The sequence below is a fragment of the Pseudomonas sp. B3(2017) genome (assembly GCF_002113595.1).
Classification (GTDB): Bacteria; Pseudomonadota; Gammaproteobacteria; order Pseudomonadales; family Pseudomonadaceae; genus Aquipseudomonas; species Aquipseudomonas ekonensis.
Genome location: NZ_NEIU01000007.1, coordinates 1 through 15641, shown reverse-complemented (window position 1 = coordinate 15641; position 15641 = coordinate 1). Strand labels below are relative to the sequence as shown.

The 15641-nt window shown below is 65.3% G+C and carries 14 protein-coding genes; 9 read left to right on the top strand and 5 right to left on the bottom strand.

All coding sequences use genetic code 11. The features are described from left to right. Positions 1-60: 60 nt before the first annotated feature. Positions 61-1482, bottom strand: coding sequence for a PLP-dependent aminotransferase family protein (locus CAG33_RS12080; RefSeq protein ID WP_085578931.1), 1422 nt, complete (start codon positions 1480-1482; stop codon positions 61-63). Positions 1483-1660: 178 nt separating this feature from the next. On the opposite strand from CAG33_RS12080, the gene CAG33_RS12075 reads away from it, so the two are divergent. After that, on the top strand, positions 1661-1906 hold the full coding sequence (locus CAG33_RS12075) for a DUF1127 domain-containing protein (RefSeq protein WP_085578929.1): 246 nt from the start codon (positions 1661-1663) through the stop codon (positions 1904-1906). Positions 1907-1988: 82 nt separating this feature from the next. Here the strand turns inward: CAG33_RS12075 and CAG33_RS12070 are convergent, their stop codons facing one another. After that, positions 1989-3299 (bottom strand): FAD-binding oxidoreductase, encoded by a 1311-nt coding sequence (locus tag CAG33_RS12070; RefSeq protein WP_085638550.1) that lies wholly within the window; start codon positions 3297-3299, stop codon positions 1989-1991. Between the two features lie 145 nt (positions 3300-3444). Here CAG33_RS12070 and CAG33_RS12065 point away from each other — a divergent pair, with 145 nt between their 5' ends. Further along, on the top strand, positions 3445-3798 hold the full coding sequence (locus CAG33_RS12065; protein ID WP_085578925.1) for a YkgJ family cysteine cluster protein: 354 nt from the start codon (positions 3445-3447) through the stop codon (positions 3796-3798). 240 nt (positions 3799-4038) lie between these two features. Here the strand turns inward: CAG33_RS12065 and CAG33_RS12060 are convergent, their stop codons facing one another. Next, positions 4039-4527 (bottom strand): Lrp/AsnC ligand binding domain-containing protein, encoded by a 489-nt coding sequence (locus CAG33_RS12060; protein ID WP_003177284.1) that lies wholly within the window; start codon positions 4525-4527, stop codon positions 4039-4041. 155 nt (positions 4528-4682) lie between these two features. On the opposite strand from CAG33_RS12060, the gene dadA reads away from it, so the two are divergent. From dadA to CAG33_RS12030, 6 genes are all read left to right on the top strand, one after another. Next, on the top strand, positions 4683-5987 hold the full coding sequence (gene dadA, locus CAG33_RS12055; RefSeq protein WP_085578923.1) for a D-amino acid dehydrogenase: 1305 nt from the start codon (positions 4683-4685) through the stop codon (positions 5985-5987). After that, positions 5959-6312 carry a RidA family protein gene (locus CAG33_RS12050; protein ID WP_085578920.1) on the top strand — a complete coding sequence of 118 codons (354 nt, stop codon included), beginning with the start codon at positions 5959-5961 and terminating at the stop codon, positions 6310-6312. The genes dadA and CAG33_RS12050 overlap by 29 nt, the downstream gene beginning before the upstream one ends. Before the next feature lie 94 nt (positions 6313-6406). Further along, a complete protein-coding gene (alr, locus tag CAG33_RS12045; RefSeq protein WP_085579509.1) occupies positions 6407-7480 on the top strand; it encodes an alanine racemase in 1074 nt (357 codons plus the stop codon). A 122-nt stretch (positions 7481-7602) separates the two neighbouring features. After that, on the top strand, positions 7603-8151 hold the full coding sequence (locus tag CAG33_RS12040) for a cupin domain-containing protein (protein WP_007920393.1): 549 nt from the start codon (positions 7603-7605) through the stop codon (positions 8149-8151). Between the two features lie 182 nt (positions 8152-8333). Next, positions 8334-8750, top strand: a complete 417-nt coding sequence (locus CAG33_RS12035; protein ID WP_085578918.1) for a cytochrome c5 family protein — start codon at positions 8334-8336, stop codon at positions 8748-8750. A gap of 135 nt (positions 8751-8885) precedes the next feature. Next, entirely contained in the window at positions 8886-10808 is a 1923-nt protein-coding gene (locus CAG33_RS12030; RefSeq protein ID WP_085638547.1) for an acetyl-CoA hydrolase/transferase C-terminal domain-containing protein, read from the top strand. 65 nt (positions 10809-10873) lie between these two features. Here CAG33_RS12030 and CAG33_RS12025 read toward each other — a convergent pair whose 3' ends face one another. Together CAG33_RS12025 and rep are read right to left on the bottom strand one after the other, a co-directional pair. Then, positions 10874-11446: a xanthine phosphoribosyltransferase gene (locus tag CAG33_RS12025; RefSeq protein WP_085578914.1), complete on the bottom strand. Its 573-nt coding sequence runs from the start codon at positions 11444-11446 to the stop codon at positions 10874-10876. 58 nt (positions 11447-11504) lie between these two features. Further along, the gene (gene rep / locus CAG33_RS12020) at positions 11505-13514 is read right to left on the bottom strand and encodes a DNA helicase Rep (protein WP_085578912.1); all 2010 of its coding nucleotides are present in this window, start codon (positions 13512-13514) and stop codon (positions 11505-11507) included. Positions 13515-13779: 265 nt separating this feature from the next. Here rep and CAG33_RS12015 point away from each other — a divergent pair, with 265 nt between their 5' ends. Further along, positions 13780-15453 (top strand): bifunctional diguanylate cyclase/phosphodiesterase, encoded by a 1674-nt coding sequence (locus CAG33_RS12015; RefSeq protein ID WP_085630187.1) that lies wholly within the window; start codon positions 13780-13782, stop codon positions 15451-15453. Positions 15454-15641: the final 188 nt, after the last annotated feature.

Sequence of the window (15641 nt, the reverse complement as noted above, 5' to 3'; positions counted from 1 at the left end):
GTGGGATCGTTCCGGATGGCGGAGGTGATGGGCATATGGACGCTGAAGGGCCGCGAAAAGTCAGTCGGTCTCGGCCAGCAGGCGGATGGCCGCTGCGCCGACCTTGCGCACCGCGTCTTCGATCTGCGGCGTCGGTTTGGCAGCGTAGTTCATCCGCAGGCAATTGCGGTACTTGCCGGAGGCGGAAAAGATACTGCCCACGGCGATCTGCACGCCTTGGTCGTGCAGGGCGCGGTTGAGCTTCAGGGTGTCGAAGCCTTCCGGCAACTCGACCCACAGCATGAAGCTGCCTTGCGGGCGGCTGGCGCGGGTGCCGGCGGGAAAGTAGCGGGTCACCCAGTCGATCATCGCGTCGCGGTTGCGCTGGTACTGGGTGCGCATCCGCCGCAAGTGCGGCTCGAAGTGGCCGGCCTTGAGGAATTCGGCGATGGCGATCTGCGGCTGCGGCGCGGTGGAGCCGGTGCTGATGTACTTCATGTGCAGCACCCGCTCCAGGTAACGGCCCGGCGCCACCCAACCGATGCGCAGGCCCGGCGCCAGGGTCTTGGAGAACGAACTGCACAGCAGCACGCGGCCGTCTTCGTCGAAGGACTTGATGGTGCGCGGGCGAGGGTAGGTGTAGGCCAGTTCCCCGTACACGTCGTCCTCGATGATCGCCACGTCGAAGCGCTGCGCCAGGTGCAGCAGGGCGCGCTTGCGTGACTCCGGCATGATGTAGCCCAGCGGGTTGTTGCAGTTGGGGGTGAGCTGGATGACCTTGATCGGCCACTGCTCCAGCGCCAGTTCCAGGGCTTCGAGGCTGATGCCGGTGAGGGGGTCGGTGGGAATCTCCAGCGCCTTCATGCCCAGGCCCTTGAGGGTTTGCATGGCGCCGTGGAAGCTCGGCGAGTCCACGGCGACGATGTCGCCCGGCTCGCAGATCGCATGGATGCTGGTGGACAGCGCTTCATGGCAGCCGGTGGTCACCACCAGGTCGCCGGCGCTCAATTGGCAGCCGGAATCGAGCATCAGCCGGGCGATCTGTTCGCGCAGTTCGAGGGTGCCGTGGATGTTGTCGTAATACAGGCCGGGCATGTCCTGGCGCCGGCTGATCCGGGCGAGGCCGCGCAGCAGCGGTTTCATGGTCGGCGAGGATACGTCGGGCATGCCGCGCCCCAGCTGCACCACGTCCTTGCGCGGCACGGCGCGGATCAGCTCCAGCACCTGATCCCACTGCGAGATCTCCACCGGGCGCTGCACCGGCCGGCCCACCACCGGCAGATCCGGCAGCTCGCGGCTGACCGGCACGAAATAGCCGGACTTGGGCTTGGGCGTGGCCAGGCCGTTGTCCTCCAGCATCCGGTAAGCCTGCTGCACGGTGCTCAGGCTGACCCCGTGCTCGACGCTCAGGGCGCGCACCGACGGCAAACGGTCGCCCGGCCGGTAGAAGCCTTGTTCGATGCGCGTGCCGAGCAGCTCGGCGAGGTTCACATACAGGGTCATGGCACTGCCTCGTACAGGTGATCCGGTAGACCGGTACAGATGGGGCGAAAATCGACAATTCAGAGCTCAGGACGGCGAATCTGTATGGAGTTAATACAGATGCGTTGAATCTGTAATGCTTTTGCCCGCCCGCGCATCATGGAATCTCTCGCTACCCAAGTAAACAGGAGCAAAGAAAATGAACGGCTTGAGCGATGTGCGGCTGACGTTACACAGTCAGGAACTGGCGGCAGGGCAACAGGACAGCGCGCGCAATGAGGCCCTGCGCAACGCCCCGTCCGGCCTGGGCCGCTGGGGCCTGTTCTGGCACCGTCTGCACACGCGCAGGGCATTGCTGGGGCTGACGCCGCAGCAGCTCAAGGACATCGGGCTGACCCGGGAGCAGGCGCTGGAGGAGGGGCTCAAGCCGTTCTGGCGGATCTGAGCCTCTTGCGGCCCCATCGCAAACAGGCTCGCTCCCGCGGCGAAAGGTGGGAGCGAGCCTGCTTGCGATCAGGGCAAGGCCTTCAGACCAGTTCCTTGAGCCGGTGCCACAGCATCCCCAGCGCCAGCAGCGGCGAGCGCAAATGCTTGCCGCCGGGGAAGGTGATGTGCGGCACCTGGGCGAACAGGTCGAACCCGCCGCCGTGCTGTCCGCTGATGGCTTCGGCCAGCAGCTTGCCCGCCAGGTGCGTGGCGTTCACCCCGTGGCCGGAGTAGGCCTGGGCGTAATACACGTTCGGCCGCCCCGCCAGCCGGCCTATCTGCGGCAGGCGGTTGGCGCCGATGCCGATCATCCCGCCCCACTGGAAATCGATCTTCGCGCCCGCCAGCTGCGGGAACACCTCCAGCATCTTCGGCCGCATGTAGGCGGCGATGTCCTTGGGGTCGCGCCCTGAATAATGGCAGGCACCACCGAACAGCAGGCGCCGGTCCGCCGAGAGCCGGTAATAGTCGAGCGCCACGCGCTGGTCGCAGACCGCCATGTTCTGCGGCAGCAGCTCATGGGCCTGGGCTTCGCTCAGCGGTTCGGTGGCGATGATGTAGCTGCCGGCGGGCAGCACCTTGCCGCCCAGTTGCGGGTCGAGGCCGTTGAGGTAGGCGTTGCAGCCCAGCACCAGGGTCTTGGCGCGCACCGTGCCCTGGGCCGTGTGCACCCGCACTTCGGGGCCGTGGTCGATGCGGGTGACCGCCGAACGCTCGAACAGCTTGACCCCCGACTGCTGCGCCGCCGCGGCTTCGCCCAGGGCCAGGTTCAGCGGGTGCAGATGCCCGGAGCCCATGTCGATCAGGCCGCCGACGTAGCGTTTGGAACCGATCACGGTGTGCATCTGGTCGGCCGGCAGCAGGCGGGTCTCGTGGCGGTAGCCGAGGCTGCGCAGTTCTTCAGCGTCTTCGGCGAAACCGTCGAGGTCGCGGGGCTTGTTGGCCAGGTCGCAGTAGCCCCAGGTCAGGTCGCAGGGGATCTGGAAGCGTTCCACGCGCCGGCGGACGATCTCCACCGCCTCCAGGCCCATGAGTTTCATCTGGCGCACGCCTTCGGCGCCGATGACGTTGGCGAACTGATCCAGGCCATGGCCGACCCCGCGGATCAGTTGCCCGCCGTTGCGGCCGCTGGCGCCCCAGCCGATCCGGTTCGCCTCCAGCAACACCACGCTGAGGCCGCGTTCGGTCAGCTCCAGCGCGGTGTTGAGGCCCGTGAAGCCGCCGCCGACCACGCACACGTCCGCGGCCACCTCACCCTGCAGCACCGGATGGTCGGGCTGCGGCAGACTGCTGGCGGCGTAGTAGGAGGCAACGTGGGGCTGGCTCACGGTGGCGTGGGCGCGGGCATTCATGGGCGTCATCCTGAGCGGGTGTCGAGAAAATTTGACGGAGGATAAGCCGGACGCCGGAAGCCGGGCAACACCGGTCGGCCATCGCTGTCTGGATCACGGCTTTTGCGGCACAATCGCCGCCTGTTCCACGTCGGTCATCGCGTCCATGAGCTGCAACAGCCAGAAAATCCGCTCCCTGCGCCAGCAGATCCCCACGTTCGACTGCGTGCCGGGCTGCCACGACTGCTGCGGCCCGGTGACCACCTCCCCGGAGGAGATGGCGCGCCTGCCGCGCAAGACCCGCGCCGAACAGGACGCGGCCATGGACGCCTACAACTGTGTGCACCTGGGGCCCGAAGGCTGCACGGTGTATGACGAGCGGCCGCTGATCTGCCGGCTGTTCGGTACGACACAGACCTTGCCTTGCCCGAACGGGCGCAGGCCTGTGGAATTGATCCATCCGCGGGTGGAGCGGCAGGTGTTCGAGTACATGGCCGAGAACCGGCAGGTGCTGGTTTGAAGCGTTCGCGCTAAATCCGCGGCGACCCCATCGCTGGCAAGCCAGCTCCCACAAGTCTAGCGGTGAGCGTAGATTCTGCGAACACCTATTGACCCTGTGGGAGTGACTTGCCAGTGATAAGGCCGGCCGGCTCAGGCTCTCTTCCCACAAGTCCAGAGGTGAGCGTAGATTCTGCGAACACCTTTTGACCCTGTGGGAGCTGGCTTGCCAGCGATGGGGCCGGATCAGGCACCGCAAATGTCAGTCGGGAATCGGCAGGCTCAGGCTCTCCTTCACCTCTTCCATCACGATGTAGCTCTTGGACTCGCGCACATGGGGCAGCTTGAGCAGAATGTCGCCCAGCAGTTTGCGGTACGAGGCCATCTCGGAAATCCGCGCCTTCACCAGATAGTCGAAATCCCCTGACACCAGGTGGCACTCCAGCACATGGGGCAGTTTCAGCACCGCGCGTCGGAACTCTTCGAAGGTGTCGCCGGATTTGTAGTCGAGGCTGATCTCGACGAACACCAGCAGGCTACCCTTCAAATGCTGAGGGTTGAGCCGGGCGTTGTAGCCCATGATGATCCCCTCGCGCTCCAGCCGCCGCACCCGCTCCGTGCACGGCGTGGTCGACAGGCCGACCTTTTCCCCAAGCTCCGTGAAGGAGATCCGCCCATCCGCCTGAAGGATCCGCAGGATGTTGCGGTCGATCTTGTCCAGCTCGCGTTTGGTCTGAGTGTTGGTACGCATAGGGGATGCGCCTCCGTGAAAAGGGTTTTTGCCGAGAATTGTCGCCAAATATAGGCGCTTATACAGTGAAAAGCACTGGCGATTCTTTCTTACACTGCGCGCATCATTGCTCTGACAACAGGTTCGCGGTCTGGCCGCGGCGAGGGATACAAAAAATGCGCGTCATGGTCTTGGGTAGCGGCGTCATCGGCACCACCAGTGCCTATTATCTGGCCCGCGCCGGGTTTGAAGTCGTGGTGGTCGACCGCCAGCCGGCGGCTGCCATGGAGACCAGCTTCGCCAACGCCGGCCAAGTGTCGCCGGGCTATGCCTCGCCGTGGGCTGCGCCGGGCGTGCCGCTCAAGGCCATCAAGTGGCTGCTGCAGCGTCACGCGCCGCTGGCCATCAAGGCCACTGCCGACATCGACCAGTACCTGTGGATGGCGCAGATGCTGCGCAACTGCACCGCCAGCCGCTACGCGGTGAACAAGGAGCGCATGGTGCGGCTGTCCGAGTACAGCCGCGACTGCCTCGACGAACTGCGCGCCGAGACCGGCATCGCCTATGAAGGCCGCAGCCTGGGCACCACTCAGCTGTTCCGCACCCAGGCCCAGTTGGACGGCGCCGCCAAGGACATCGCCGTGCTGAAGGAGTCCGGCGTGCCGTTCGAAGTCCTCGACCGCGCCGGCATCGCCCGGGTCGAGCCGGCCCTGGCCAACGTCACCGACATCCTGGCCGGCGCCCTGCGCCTGCCGAACGACCAGACCGGCGACTGCCAGATGTTCACCACCCGCCTGGCGGAAATGGCCGCCAAGCTCGGCGTCGAGTTCCGCTTCGGCCAGGACATCCAGCGCCTGGACTTCGCCGGCGACCGTATCAACGGCGTGTGGATCGACGGCAAGCTGGAGACCGCCGACCGCTACGTGCTGGCCCTGGGCAGCTACTCGCCGCAACTGCTCAAGCCGCTGGGCATCAAGGCCCCGGTGTACCCGCTCAAGGGCTACTCGCTGACCGTGCCGATCACCAACCCGGCGATGGCCCCGACGTCGACCATCCTCGACGAGACCTACAAGGTCGCGATCACCCGTTTCGACAACCGCATCCGCGTCGGCGGCATGGCCGAGATCGCCGGTTTCGACCTGTCGCTCAACCCGCGCCGGCGCGAAACCCTGGAGATGATCGTCAACGACCTTTATCCTCAGGGCGGCAACCTGGCCGAGGCGAGCTTCTGGACCGGCCTGCGTCCGACCACCCCGGACGGCACCCCGATCGTCGGCGCCACCCCGTTCAAGAACCTGTTCCTGAACACCGGCCACGGCACCCTCGGCTGGACCATGGCGTGCGGCTCCGGCCGTCTGCTGGCTGACCTTATGGCCAAGAAAAAGCCGCAGATCAGCGCCGAAGGCCTCGACATTTCCCGTTACGGCAACACCACCCAGGAGTCCGCCAAGCATGGCAATCCAGCGCCAGCTCACCAATGAGCGCATGAGTCAGATCGTCACCCACAACGGCACCGTGTACCTGGCCGGACAGGTCGGCGACGACTTCAGCGCCGGGGTCGAACAGCAGACCCGTGACGTGCTGGCCAACATCGAGCGGCTGCTGGACCTGGCCGGCACCGACAAGCACCATCTGCTGTCGGCGACGATCTACCTGAACGACATCGGTGCGCACTTCGCCGCCATGAACGCGGTCTGGGACCAGTGGCTGCCCAAGGGCGTCGCGCCGGCCCGCGCCACCGTCGAAGCGAAGATGGCCCGGCCCGATGTGCTGGTCGAGATCTCGGTGATCGCCGCACAGCCTTGATCCGACGCTGAAAAATCCCTCTCCCGGCGCTGTTGGCGGTCAACGCCAGCCGGCGCCGGTTTTTCTTCCCATGACCGCCCAGAAGTCTGCCGCCATGCGTCCTGCCCGTGCCCTGATCGACCTTCAAGCCCTGCGTCACAACTACCGTATCGCCCGCGAGACCACCGGAGCCAAGGCGCTGGCGGTGATCAAGGCCGACGCCTACGGCCATGGCGCGGTGCGCTGCGCCCAAGCCCTGGAGGCCGAAGCGGACGGCTTCGCCGTGGCCTGCATCGAAGAGGCCCTGGAACTGCGCGCCGCCGGGATCCGCGCGCCGGTGCTGCTGCTCGAAGGCTTTTTCGAGGCCGACGAGCTGGCGCTGATCGTCGAGCACGACTTCTGGTGCGTGGTGCATTCGCTGTGGCAGCTCGAAGCGATCGAGCAGGCGGCGTTGAGCAAACCGGTCACCGTATGGCTCAAGCTCGACTCGGGCATGCACCGCGTGGGCCTGCATCCCAAGGATTATCAGTCGGCCTACCAGCGGCTGCTGGCCAGCGGCAAGGTGGCCAAGATCGTGCTCATGAGCCACTTCGCCCGCGCCGATGAGCTGCACGAGCAGAGCAGCGCCGATCAGGTCGCGGTGTTCGAGGCCGCCCGCAAGGGCCTGGCGGCGGAAATCAGCCTGCGCAACTCGCCGGCGGTGCTGGGCTGGCCGCAGATCCCCAGCGATTGGGTGCGCCCGGGCATCATGCTGTACGGCGCCACGCCGTTCGAAGAAGCCAACGCCGTGGCCGAGCGCCTGCAACCGGTGATGACCCTCGAATCGAAGGTCATCAGCGTGCGCGAATTGCCGGCCGGCGAGCCGGTCGGCTACGGCGCCCGGTTCATCACCGACAAGCCGATGCGCATCGGCGTGGTCGCCATGGGCTACGCCGACGGCTATCCGCGCCAGGCGCCGACCGGCACCCCGGTGCTGGTGGCCGGCCAGCGCAGCCGCATCCTGGGCCGCGTGTCGATGGACATGCTGTGCATCGACCTGACCGACGTGCCGCAGGCCGGCCTCGGTTCCACCGTGGAGCTGTGGGGCAAAAACATCCTCGCCAGCGACGTGGCCAAGTGGGCCGACACCATCCCGTACCAGATCTTCTGCAACCTGCGCCGGGTGCCGAGGCTCTATTCCGGGGATTGACGCCCCGAAGCCGTCGCCGCCGACCGCATGCCCCTCCGGGGCCCGGGCCCAAGTGTTGTAAATACTGAACGCTGTCGCCATGATAACGCTCACTATCTCTACAACCTCAGGAGGCGCGTGCCTTGGACGTCGGCGAACGGCTGCAATCGATCCGCAAGCTCAAAGGGCTTTCCCAGCGTGAACTCGCCAAGCGTGCGGGCGTCACCAACAGCACCATTTCGATGATCGAAAAGAACAGCGTCAGCCCTTCGATCAGTTCGCTGCGCAAAGTGCTGGGCGGGATTCCCATGTCCATGGTCGAGTTCTTCTCCGAAGAGATCCTGCAGGAAGTCCCGACCCAGATCGTCTACAAGGCCAACGAACTGATCGACATTTCGGACGGCGCCGTGACCATGAAGCTGGTCGGCCGCGCCCACCCGAGCCGGGCCATCGCCTTCCTCAACGAGATCTACCCGCCGGGCGCCGACACCGGCGAAGAGATGCTCACCCATGAAGGCGAGGAAACCGGGATCCTGGTGGAAGGGCGCCTGGAACTGGTGGTGGGCCTTGAAACTTTTATCCTCGAAGCGGGCGACAGCTACTACTTTGAAAGTACCAAGCCGCATCGCTTCCGCAATCCGTTCGATGCCCCGGCGCGACTAATCAGCGCAGCCACGCCGGCGAACTTCTGAACCGATAGGCGCCAGGCCGTTGCGGCGAAGGCGTGCGAACCGTTTGACCGATGCGCGACAAAACCCCTTCAACTTTGGGGTTGTTTCAGTGTGGCGGGCTTACCGCTATACTTGCGCCCGCCTGCGAACCGTGGCCGCAGGCGTGAATAGCCACCATTGAGGGTGAACGCGTGAACCTAATTATGAAAATGCTGGCCGCACCAGCAACCGTACTGGCCCTCTGGGCTGCCAGCGCTCAAGCTGCGACCAACGACGATATCGCCAAACGCCTCGAGCCGGTCGGCCAGGTCTGCGTTCAGGGTCAGGAGTGCAAGGGGATGGAAGTCGCCGCAGCCGCAGGCGGCGGTGGCGGCGCGAAGACGCCGGACGAAGTGATCGCCAAGCACTGCAACGCTTGCCATGGCTCCGGCCTGCTGGGTGCGCCGAAGATCGGCGACACGGCGGCGTGGAAAGACCGCGCCGACCACCAGGGCGGCCTCGACGGCATCCTGGCCAAGGCCATCACCGGCATCAACTCGATGCCGCCGAAGGGCACCTGCGCCGATTGCTCCGACGCCGAGCTCAAGGGCGCGATCCAGAAGATGTCCGGCCTGAAGTAAGGCCCCGCATCCTCGAAAAAACCGTCTTCGGACGGTTTTTTTGTGCCCGCGATCCGGCTCTGAGGCTGGTCATTGCAGCAATCTGGCGGCAAGCTCGGTCGTACCTCTATTCATGGAACGGGCGGGAGGCTTCAGATGGTGCAGCTGTGTTCGATCGAACAGGCCGTGGACGATGTGCTGGCGCGGTTGCCGGTGCATATCCACATGGGCCTGCCGCTGGGGCTGGGCAAGCCTAACCGCTTCGTCAATGCGCTGTACCGGCGCATCAAGGGCCTGCCGCAGCGCCGGCTGACGGTCTACACGGCCCTGTGCCTAGGCCGTCCAGCCCTGGGCGACGGTTTGCAGAAGCGCTTCCTGGAGCCCTTCGTGGAGCGGGTCTTCGGCGATTACCCGGAACTGGAGTTCCTCGCCGACCTGCGCCGCGACAGCCTGCCGGCCAACATCCGCATCGAGCAGTTCTTCATGCAGCCCGGCAGCCTGCTGCACAGCACGCAGGCACAGCAGGACTACGTCAGCAGCAACTACAGCCACGCGGCCCGCGACATCAACGCCGCCGGGCTGAACCTGGTGGCGCAGTTGCTGGCCAGCAGCAGTGAGCATCCCGACCGCCTGAGCCTGAGCTGCAACCCGGACATCACCCTCGACCTGCTGCCGATGATCGCCAAGCGCCGGGCCGCCGGGGAAACCATCCTGCTGGTGGGCCAGGTGCACACCGAGCTGCCGTACATGCCCGGCGACGCCGAGGTGGACATCGACACCTTCGACCTGCTGGTCGACGAGAAGGACAGCAGCACGCTGTTTTCCACGCCGAACATGCCGGTGGGGTTTCAGGATCATTTCATCGGCCTGCACGCCAGCGCGCTGGTGCGCGACGGCGGCACGCTGCAGATCGGCATTGGCTCGATGGGCGATGCGCTGACCGCCGCCCTGCTGGCGCGCCAGGCCGACAACGCCGGATACCGCAGCCTGTTGGCCGAGGTGAACCTCAGCCCGTGGGCGCGGCTGATCGAGGGCGAGGGCGGTCTCGAACCGTTCGCCAAGGGCCTGTACGGTTGCAGCGAAATGTTCGTCAACGGCCTGCTGGTGTTGGCGGAGGCGGGGATCATCCGGCGCAAGGTCTACCCGGATGTGCCGACCCAGGAACAGGCCAACGCCGGCACCCTCGATGAGGCCGCGCAATCCGACGGCGTTTCGGTGCACGGCGGCTTCTTTCTCGGGCCGCGCAGTTTCTACGAGCGCTTGCACGAGCTGTCGCACGGTAAGCGCCTCGAATTCGACATGACCCGCATCAGTTACATCAACGAGCTGTACGGTCAGGAAGCGCTCAAGCGCCTGCAGCGCCTTGATGCGCGGTTCATCAACACGGTGTTCACCATGACCCTGCTCGGTGCCGGTGTGGCCGACCAGTTGGAGGACGGGCGGGTGCTCAGCGGCGTCGGCGGACAGTACAACTTCGTTGCCCAAGGCCACGCGCTGGAGGGGGCGCGGTCGATCCTGCTGCTGCGCAGCTGGCGCGAGGCCGGCGGCGAGGTCAGTTCGAACATCGTCTGGGAGTACGGCCACTGCACGATTCCGCGGCACCTGCGCGATATCGTGGTGACCGAGTACGGCATCGCCGACCTGCGCGGCAAGTCCGACGCGGCGGTGATCGAGGCCTTGCTGAACATCAGCGACTCGCGCTTTCAGCCGGAGCTGACCGAGCGGGCGCAGAAGGCCGGCAAACTGCCGAAGGATTTTCGCCTCGATCCGCGTTTCGCCGACAACACCCCGCAGCGTTTGCAGGGGATGGCCGCGCGGCATCCGAACCTGTTTCCGGAGTATCCGCTGGGGTGCGATTTCACCGAGACCGAACGGGATCTGCTGCGGGCGCTGAACTGGCTCAAGAGCAAGTTCAAGCTGAGCGAAGTCCTTGAGTTGGGGAAAGCGGCGCTGGATGCGCCGCAGGCGTCGGCGTTCCCCGCGCACCTTGAGCGGATGCGACTGACAGCCCCGGAGGGCCTCAAGGAAGACCTGTTCCAGCGCCTGCTGCTCACCGGCCTGAAGGCCACCGCGCAATGAGATCAGCAGCCAAAACAACTGCGGGAGCCAGCAGGCTGGCTCCCGCAAGGGCACTGCTGTGCGGGTTACTCGATGAAGGTGACGACGCCGTCCTTCAGCGATTTGACCCGGGCCAGCGATTCGACGCGGTAGCCCTGGGAGTCCAGCTCGGCGCGGCCGCCCTGGAACGACTTTTCGATGACGATGCCCAGGCCCGCCACGGTGGCGCCGGCCTGCTTGATGATCGAGATCAGCGCCTGGGACGCTTTGCCGTTGGCCAGGAAGTCGTCGATGATCAGCACGCGGTCGCTGCTGGTCAGGTGACGGGGGGAGATGGCCACGGTGCTTTCGGTCTGCTTGGTGAACGAGTACACGGTCGCCGACAGCAGGTTCTCGGTCAGGGTCAGGGACTGGTGCTTGCGGGCGAAGATCACCGGCACGCCCAGGTTCAGGCCGGTCATGATCGCCGGGGCGATGCCCGAGGCTTCGATGGTGACGATCTTGGTGATGCCCGAATCCTTGAACAGCGCGGCGAATTCGTCGCCGATCAGCTTCATCAGGGCCGGGTCGATCTGATGGTTCAGAAAGGCGTCGACTTTCAGGACCTGGTCGGAAAGCACGATGCCTTCTTCGCGGATTTTCTTGTGCAGTGCTTCCATGAAGCGTTCCTCTACTGGCGCCGTGTGCGCCGAAGGTCTAGTAAAAAAGTGGTCGATTCTAACGCTTTAGCATCGCGCGTATATCAGCCAATGCGTTGTTGCCCCGCACGGCCTTGACTTCGGTCGGGGTGTCATCGTTGCCTTCCCAGGCCAGGTCGTCCGGCGGCAGCTCGTCGAGGAAGCGGCTCGGGGCGCAGTCGACGATCTCGCCGTACTGCTTGCGCTTGGCGGCGAAGGTGAAGGCCAGGGTCTGGCGGGCGCGGGTGATGCCCACGTAGGCCAAGCGGCGTTCCTCTTCGATGGTGTCGGCCTCGATGCTGGAACGGTGCGGCAGGATTTCCTCTTCCATGCCCATGATGAACACGTAAGGGAACTCCAGGCCCTTGGACGCGTGCAGGGTCATCATCTGCACGCCCTCGGCGCCGTCTTCCTCTTCCTGCTGGCGTTCGAGCATGTCGCGCAGCACGAGTTTGCCGATGGCGTCCTCGACGGTCATCTCGCCGTCTTCGTCCTTCTCCAGGGTGTTCTTCAAGGCTTCGATCAGGAACCAGACGTTGCTCATCCGGTAGTCCGCGGCCTTGTCGCTGGAACTGTTGGTGCGCAGCCAGTTCTCGTAGTCGATGTCCATGACCATGCTGCGCAGGGCCGAGATCGGATCCTCGCCGGCGCACTGCTCGCGCACCTTGTCCATGAAGCGCTTGAAGCGCGACAGGCGGTCGGTGAAGCGGCTGTCCAGGTGTTCGCCCAGGCCGATCTCGTCGGTGGCGGCGTACATCGAGATCTTGCGCTCGGTGGCGTAGTTGCCGAGCTTCTCCAGGGTGGTGGAGCCGATTTCCCGGCGCGGCACGTTGATCACCCGCAGGAAGGCGTTGTCGTCATCCGGGTTCACGATCAGGCGGAAGTAGGCCATCAGATCCTTCACTTCCTGGCGGCCGAAGAAGCTGTTGCCGCCGCTCAAGCGGTACGGCACCTGGTGGTGCTGCAGCTTCAGCTCGATCAGCTTGGCCTGGTAGTTGCCGCGGTAGAGGATCGCGAAGTCGCTGTAGGGCCGGTCGGTGCGCAGGTGCAGGCTGAGGATCTCCATGGCCACCCGCTCGGCCTCGGCGTCCTCGTTGCGGCAGCGGATCACGCGGATCTCGTCGCCGTGGCCCATCTCGCTCCACAGCTGCTTCTCGAACTCGTGGGGGTTGTTGGAGATCAGCACGTTGGCGCAGCGCAGGATGCGGCTGGTGGAGCGGTAGTTCTGCTCCAGCATCACCACTTTGAGCGACGGGTAGTCTTCCTTGAGCAGCATCAGGTTTTCCGGCCGCGCGCCGCGCCAGGCGTAGATCGACTGGTCGTCGTCGCCCACCACGGTGAACTGGTTGCGCTTGCCGATCAGCATCTTCACCAGCAGGTACTGGCTGGCGTTGGTGTCCTGGTATTCGTCCACCAGCAGGTAGCGCACCTTGTTCTGCCACTTTTCGAGGATGTCGGCGTGGCCCTCGAAGAGCTTCACCGGCAGCAGGATCAGGTCGTCGAAGTCCACCGCGTTGAACGCCTTGAGCGTGCGCTGGTAGTGGGTGTAGACGATGGCGGCGGTCTGCTCCTTGGGGTTGCGCGCGTTCTCCAGGGCCTGGGCCGGCAGGATCAGGTCGTTCTTCCAGGCGCCGATCATGTTCTTGATCTCGTCGACGCCGTCGTCGCCCGAGTATTCCTTCTGCATGATGTCGGTCATCAGCGACTTGACGTCGGTCTCGTCGAAGATCGAGAAGCCGGGCTTGTAGCCCAGGCGCTCGTGCTCCTTGCGGATGATGTTCAGGCCCAGGTTGTGGAAGGTGCTGACCGTCAGGCCGCGGCCTTCGCCGGCGCGCAGCAGGGTGCCGACCCGCTCCTTCATTTCGCGGGCGGCCTTGTTGGTGAAGGTCATCGCGACGATGTACTGGGCGCGGATGCCGCAGTTCTGGATCAGGTGCGCGATCTTGCGCGTGATCACGCTGGTCTTGCCGGAGCCAGCGCCGGCGAGCACCAAAAGAGGGCCGCCGACGTAGTTCACGGCCTCTTGCTGCCGGGGATTGAGTCGGGACATACGGAAATTCGGGAGTCGTTGACGAAATGGGGCGGCATTTTAACAGGCTCAGCGAATTGTGCCGCACCTGTCCGACTTGTGACGCAGCACGCGGTTACAGTTTGCCGGTTTTGATACTTTCACGCAGGATGTGCGGAGATTTTGCGTCTAATGTTCTCATTCGTGACACAAAACGACGATTTGATAACCGATGTCATTTGGTCATTGGCCGGCGCAACGGCATAATGCCCGCCGCCCACATCATTGCAGAGTCTAGGGAGTCAGCTTGTCTACGCCTGTCGAACCCTTGCGTTTGCTGCTGCTGGCCGAAGAGCCGGCCTGGACAGCGTTGTTGCGCGAGTGCCTGGCGCCGATGGGCAGCTCGGCGGTGCTGATCGGCGCGCCGGACTGGGATTCGGTCAGCCGCCTGTTCGAAGACAACCGCCACGCGGTGCTGCTGACCGTGCCGGCCCTGCAGCCGGCGCCCGGACGCTGCAGCCTGCCGACGGTGCTGCTTCTGGAGCACGAGCCGGCGAACCCGCCCGACGGCGTCAGCGACTGGCTGGTGCGCGACGCGCTCGACACCGGCATGCTGCGCCGCTGCCTGCGCCATGTGCGCGAGCGGGGCGTGCTGGAGAACACCCTGCAGCGTTTGGCCGAACAGGATCCGCTGACCGGGATCGCCAACCGCCAGGGTTTCCAGACGTTGCTCACGGCCCGCTTGGCCGAAAACGACGGCCGCGGCCTGGCCCTCGGGCACCTGGACCTGGACAACTTCCGCCACGCCAACGACGCCCTCGGCCACCAGGCCGGCGACCGCCTGATCCTGCAGGTGGTGGCGCGGCTCAAGAGCCAGCTGGAGGCCGGCGATCAGCTGGCCCGGCTGGGCAGCGACGAATTCGCCCTGCTGATCGACACGCGCCGCGCCCCGCAGCGCGCCGAGTGGATGGCCGAGCGCATCACCGAAGCGCTGGCCGAACCCTACTGGATCGACGGCGAGAGCCTGCTGATCGGCTCCAGCCTGGGCATCGCCCATGCCCGCGCCCATGCCGGCGCCGACCCGCTGATGTGGCATGCGCACATCGCCATGCAGCAGGCCAAGAGCACCCAGGGCTGCACCTTCCATATCTTCAACGAACGGATCAACCGCAACGCGCGGAGCATGGCCGACCTGGAAAGCGAGCTGCGCCGGGCCTTGCGCCGCGACGAACTGGAACTGCACTACCAGCCGCGCCTGAACCTGGCGGACGGGCAGATCGTCGGCCTTGAGGCCCTGGTGCGCTGGCGCCACAGCGAGCGCGGGCTGCTGCCGCCCAGCGAGTTCGTGCCGCTGGCCGAGCAGAGCGGGCTGATCGTGCCTTTGGGCTACTGGGTGATCTCCCGGGCCCTGCGCGACATGCAGGCCCTGCGCGAACACGGCCTGCCGGCGCTGCACATGGCGATCAACCTGTCGTTCCGCCAGTTTCAGGACAGCCAGCTGCTGCCCACCCTCAGTCGCCTGATCGCCGAACGCGGCGTCGAGGCCCAGTGGCTGGAGTTCGAACTCACCGAAACCGCCGTGATGCGCCGCAGCGACCTGGTCAAGCAGACCATGGACGCCCTCGGCCGCCTCGGCGTGCGCTTCTCGCTGGACGACTTCGGCACCGGGTTCTCCTCGTTCGTGCACCTCAACAGCCTGCCGATCACCTTGCTCAAGATCGACAAGAGCTTCGTCGGCGGCATGGAACAGCGCGAAGAGAACCGCAAGCTGGTGCACGCGATGATCAACCTGGCGCACAACCTGCACCTGGAAGTGGTGGCCGAAGGGGTGGAGACCCCTGAACAGATGGCGTTGCTGCGCGGGTACGGTTGCGACCAGGTGCAGGGCTACCTGATCAGCAAGCCGCTGCCGCTGGCGGAGCTGGTGGCTTACCTCACGGTCGGTTCCGGCGAAGAGCCGGCGCTGGACGTCGTGGTCTGAGCGGACCACTCCGGCAGGTGCAGTGCTTCGGCTGAGGCCAGCGCCAGCAGGCTGGCGCCCGCAGAGAACTGCGGGGCACCGCTAAACCCTGTGGGAGATTCTATGGTTGAGGCAAAGCCCTCAGCCTGCTTTTGGTTCATATTCGCTTTGCCCTTTGAGCAGGGCGAATACGATCCGGGCCAGTTTGC

Coding starts and splice junctions, on each gene's coding strand:
- CAG33_RS12075 (WP_085578929.1), top strand. CDS start 1,661: ATGAACGGCTTGAGCGATGTGCGGCTGACGTTACACAGTCAGGAACTG.
- CAG33_RS12065 (WP_085578925.1), top strand. CDS start 3,445: ATGAGCTGCAACAGCCAGAAAATCCGCTCCCTGCGCCAGCAGATCCCC.
- alr (WP_085579509.1), top strand. CDS start 6,407: ATGCGTCCTGCCCGTGCCCTGATCGACCTTCAAGCCCTGCGTCACAAC.
- CAG33_RS12060 (WP_003177284.1), bottom strand. CDS start 4,527: ATGCGTACCAACACTCAGACCAAACGCGAGCTGGACAAGATCGACCGC.
- CAG33_RS12030 (WP_085638547.1), top strand. CDS start 8,886: ATGGTGCAGCTGTGTTCGATCGAACAGGCCGTGGACGATGTGCTGGCG.
- CAG33_RS12080 (WP_085578931.1), bottom strand. CDS start 1,482: ATGACCCTGTATGTGAACCTCGCCGAGCTGCTCGGCACGCGCATCGAA.
- CAG33_RS12035 (WP_085578918.1), top strand. CDS start 8,334: ATGAAAATGCTGGCCGCACCAGCAACCGTACTGGCCCTCTGGGCTGCC.
- CAG33_RS12025 (WP_085578914.1), bottom strand. CDS start 11,446: ATGGAAGCACTGCACAAGAAAATCCGCGAAGAAGGCATCGTGCTTTCC.
- CAG33_RS12050 (WP_085578920.1), top strand. CDS start 5,959: ATGGCAATCCAGCGCCAGCTCACCAATGAGCGCATGAGTCAGATCGTC.
- rep (WP_085578912.1), bottom strand. CDS start 13,514: ATGTCCCGACTCAATCCCCGGCAGCAAGAGGCCGTGAACTACGTCGGC.
- dadA (WP_085578923.1), top strand. CDS start 4,683: ATGCGCGTCATGGTCTTGGGTAGCGGCGTCATCGGCACCACCAGTGCC.
- CAG33_RS12070 (WP_085638550.1), bottom strand. CDS start 3,299: ATGAATGCCCGCGCCCACGCCACCGTGAGCCAGCCCCACGTTGCCTCC.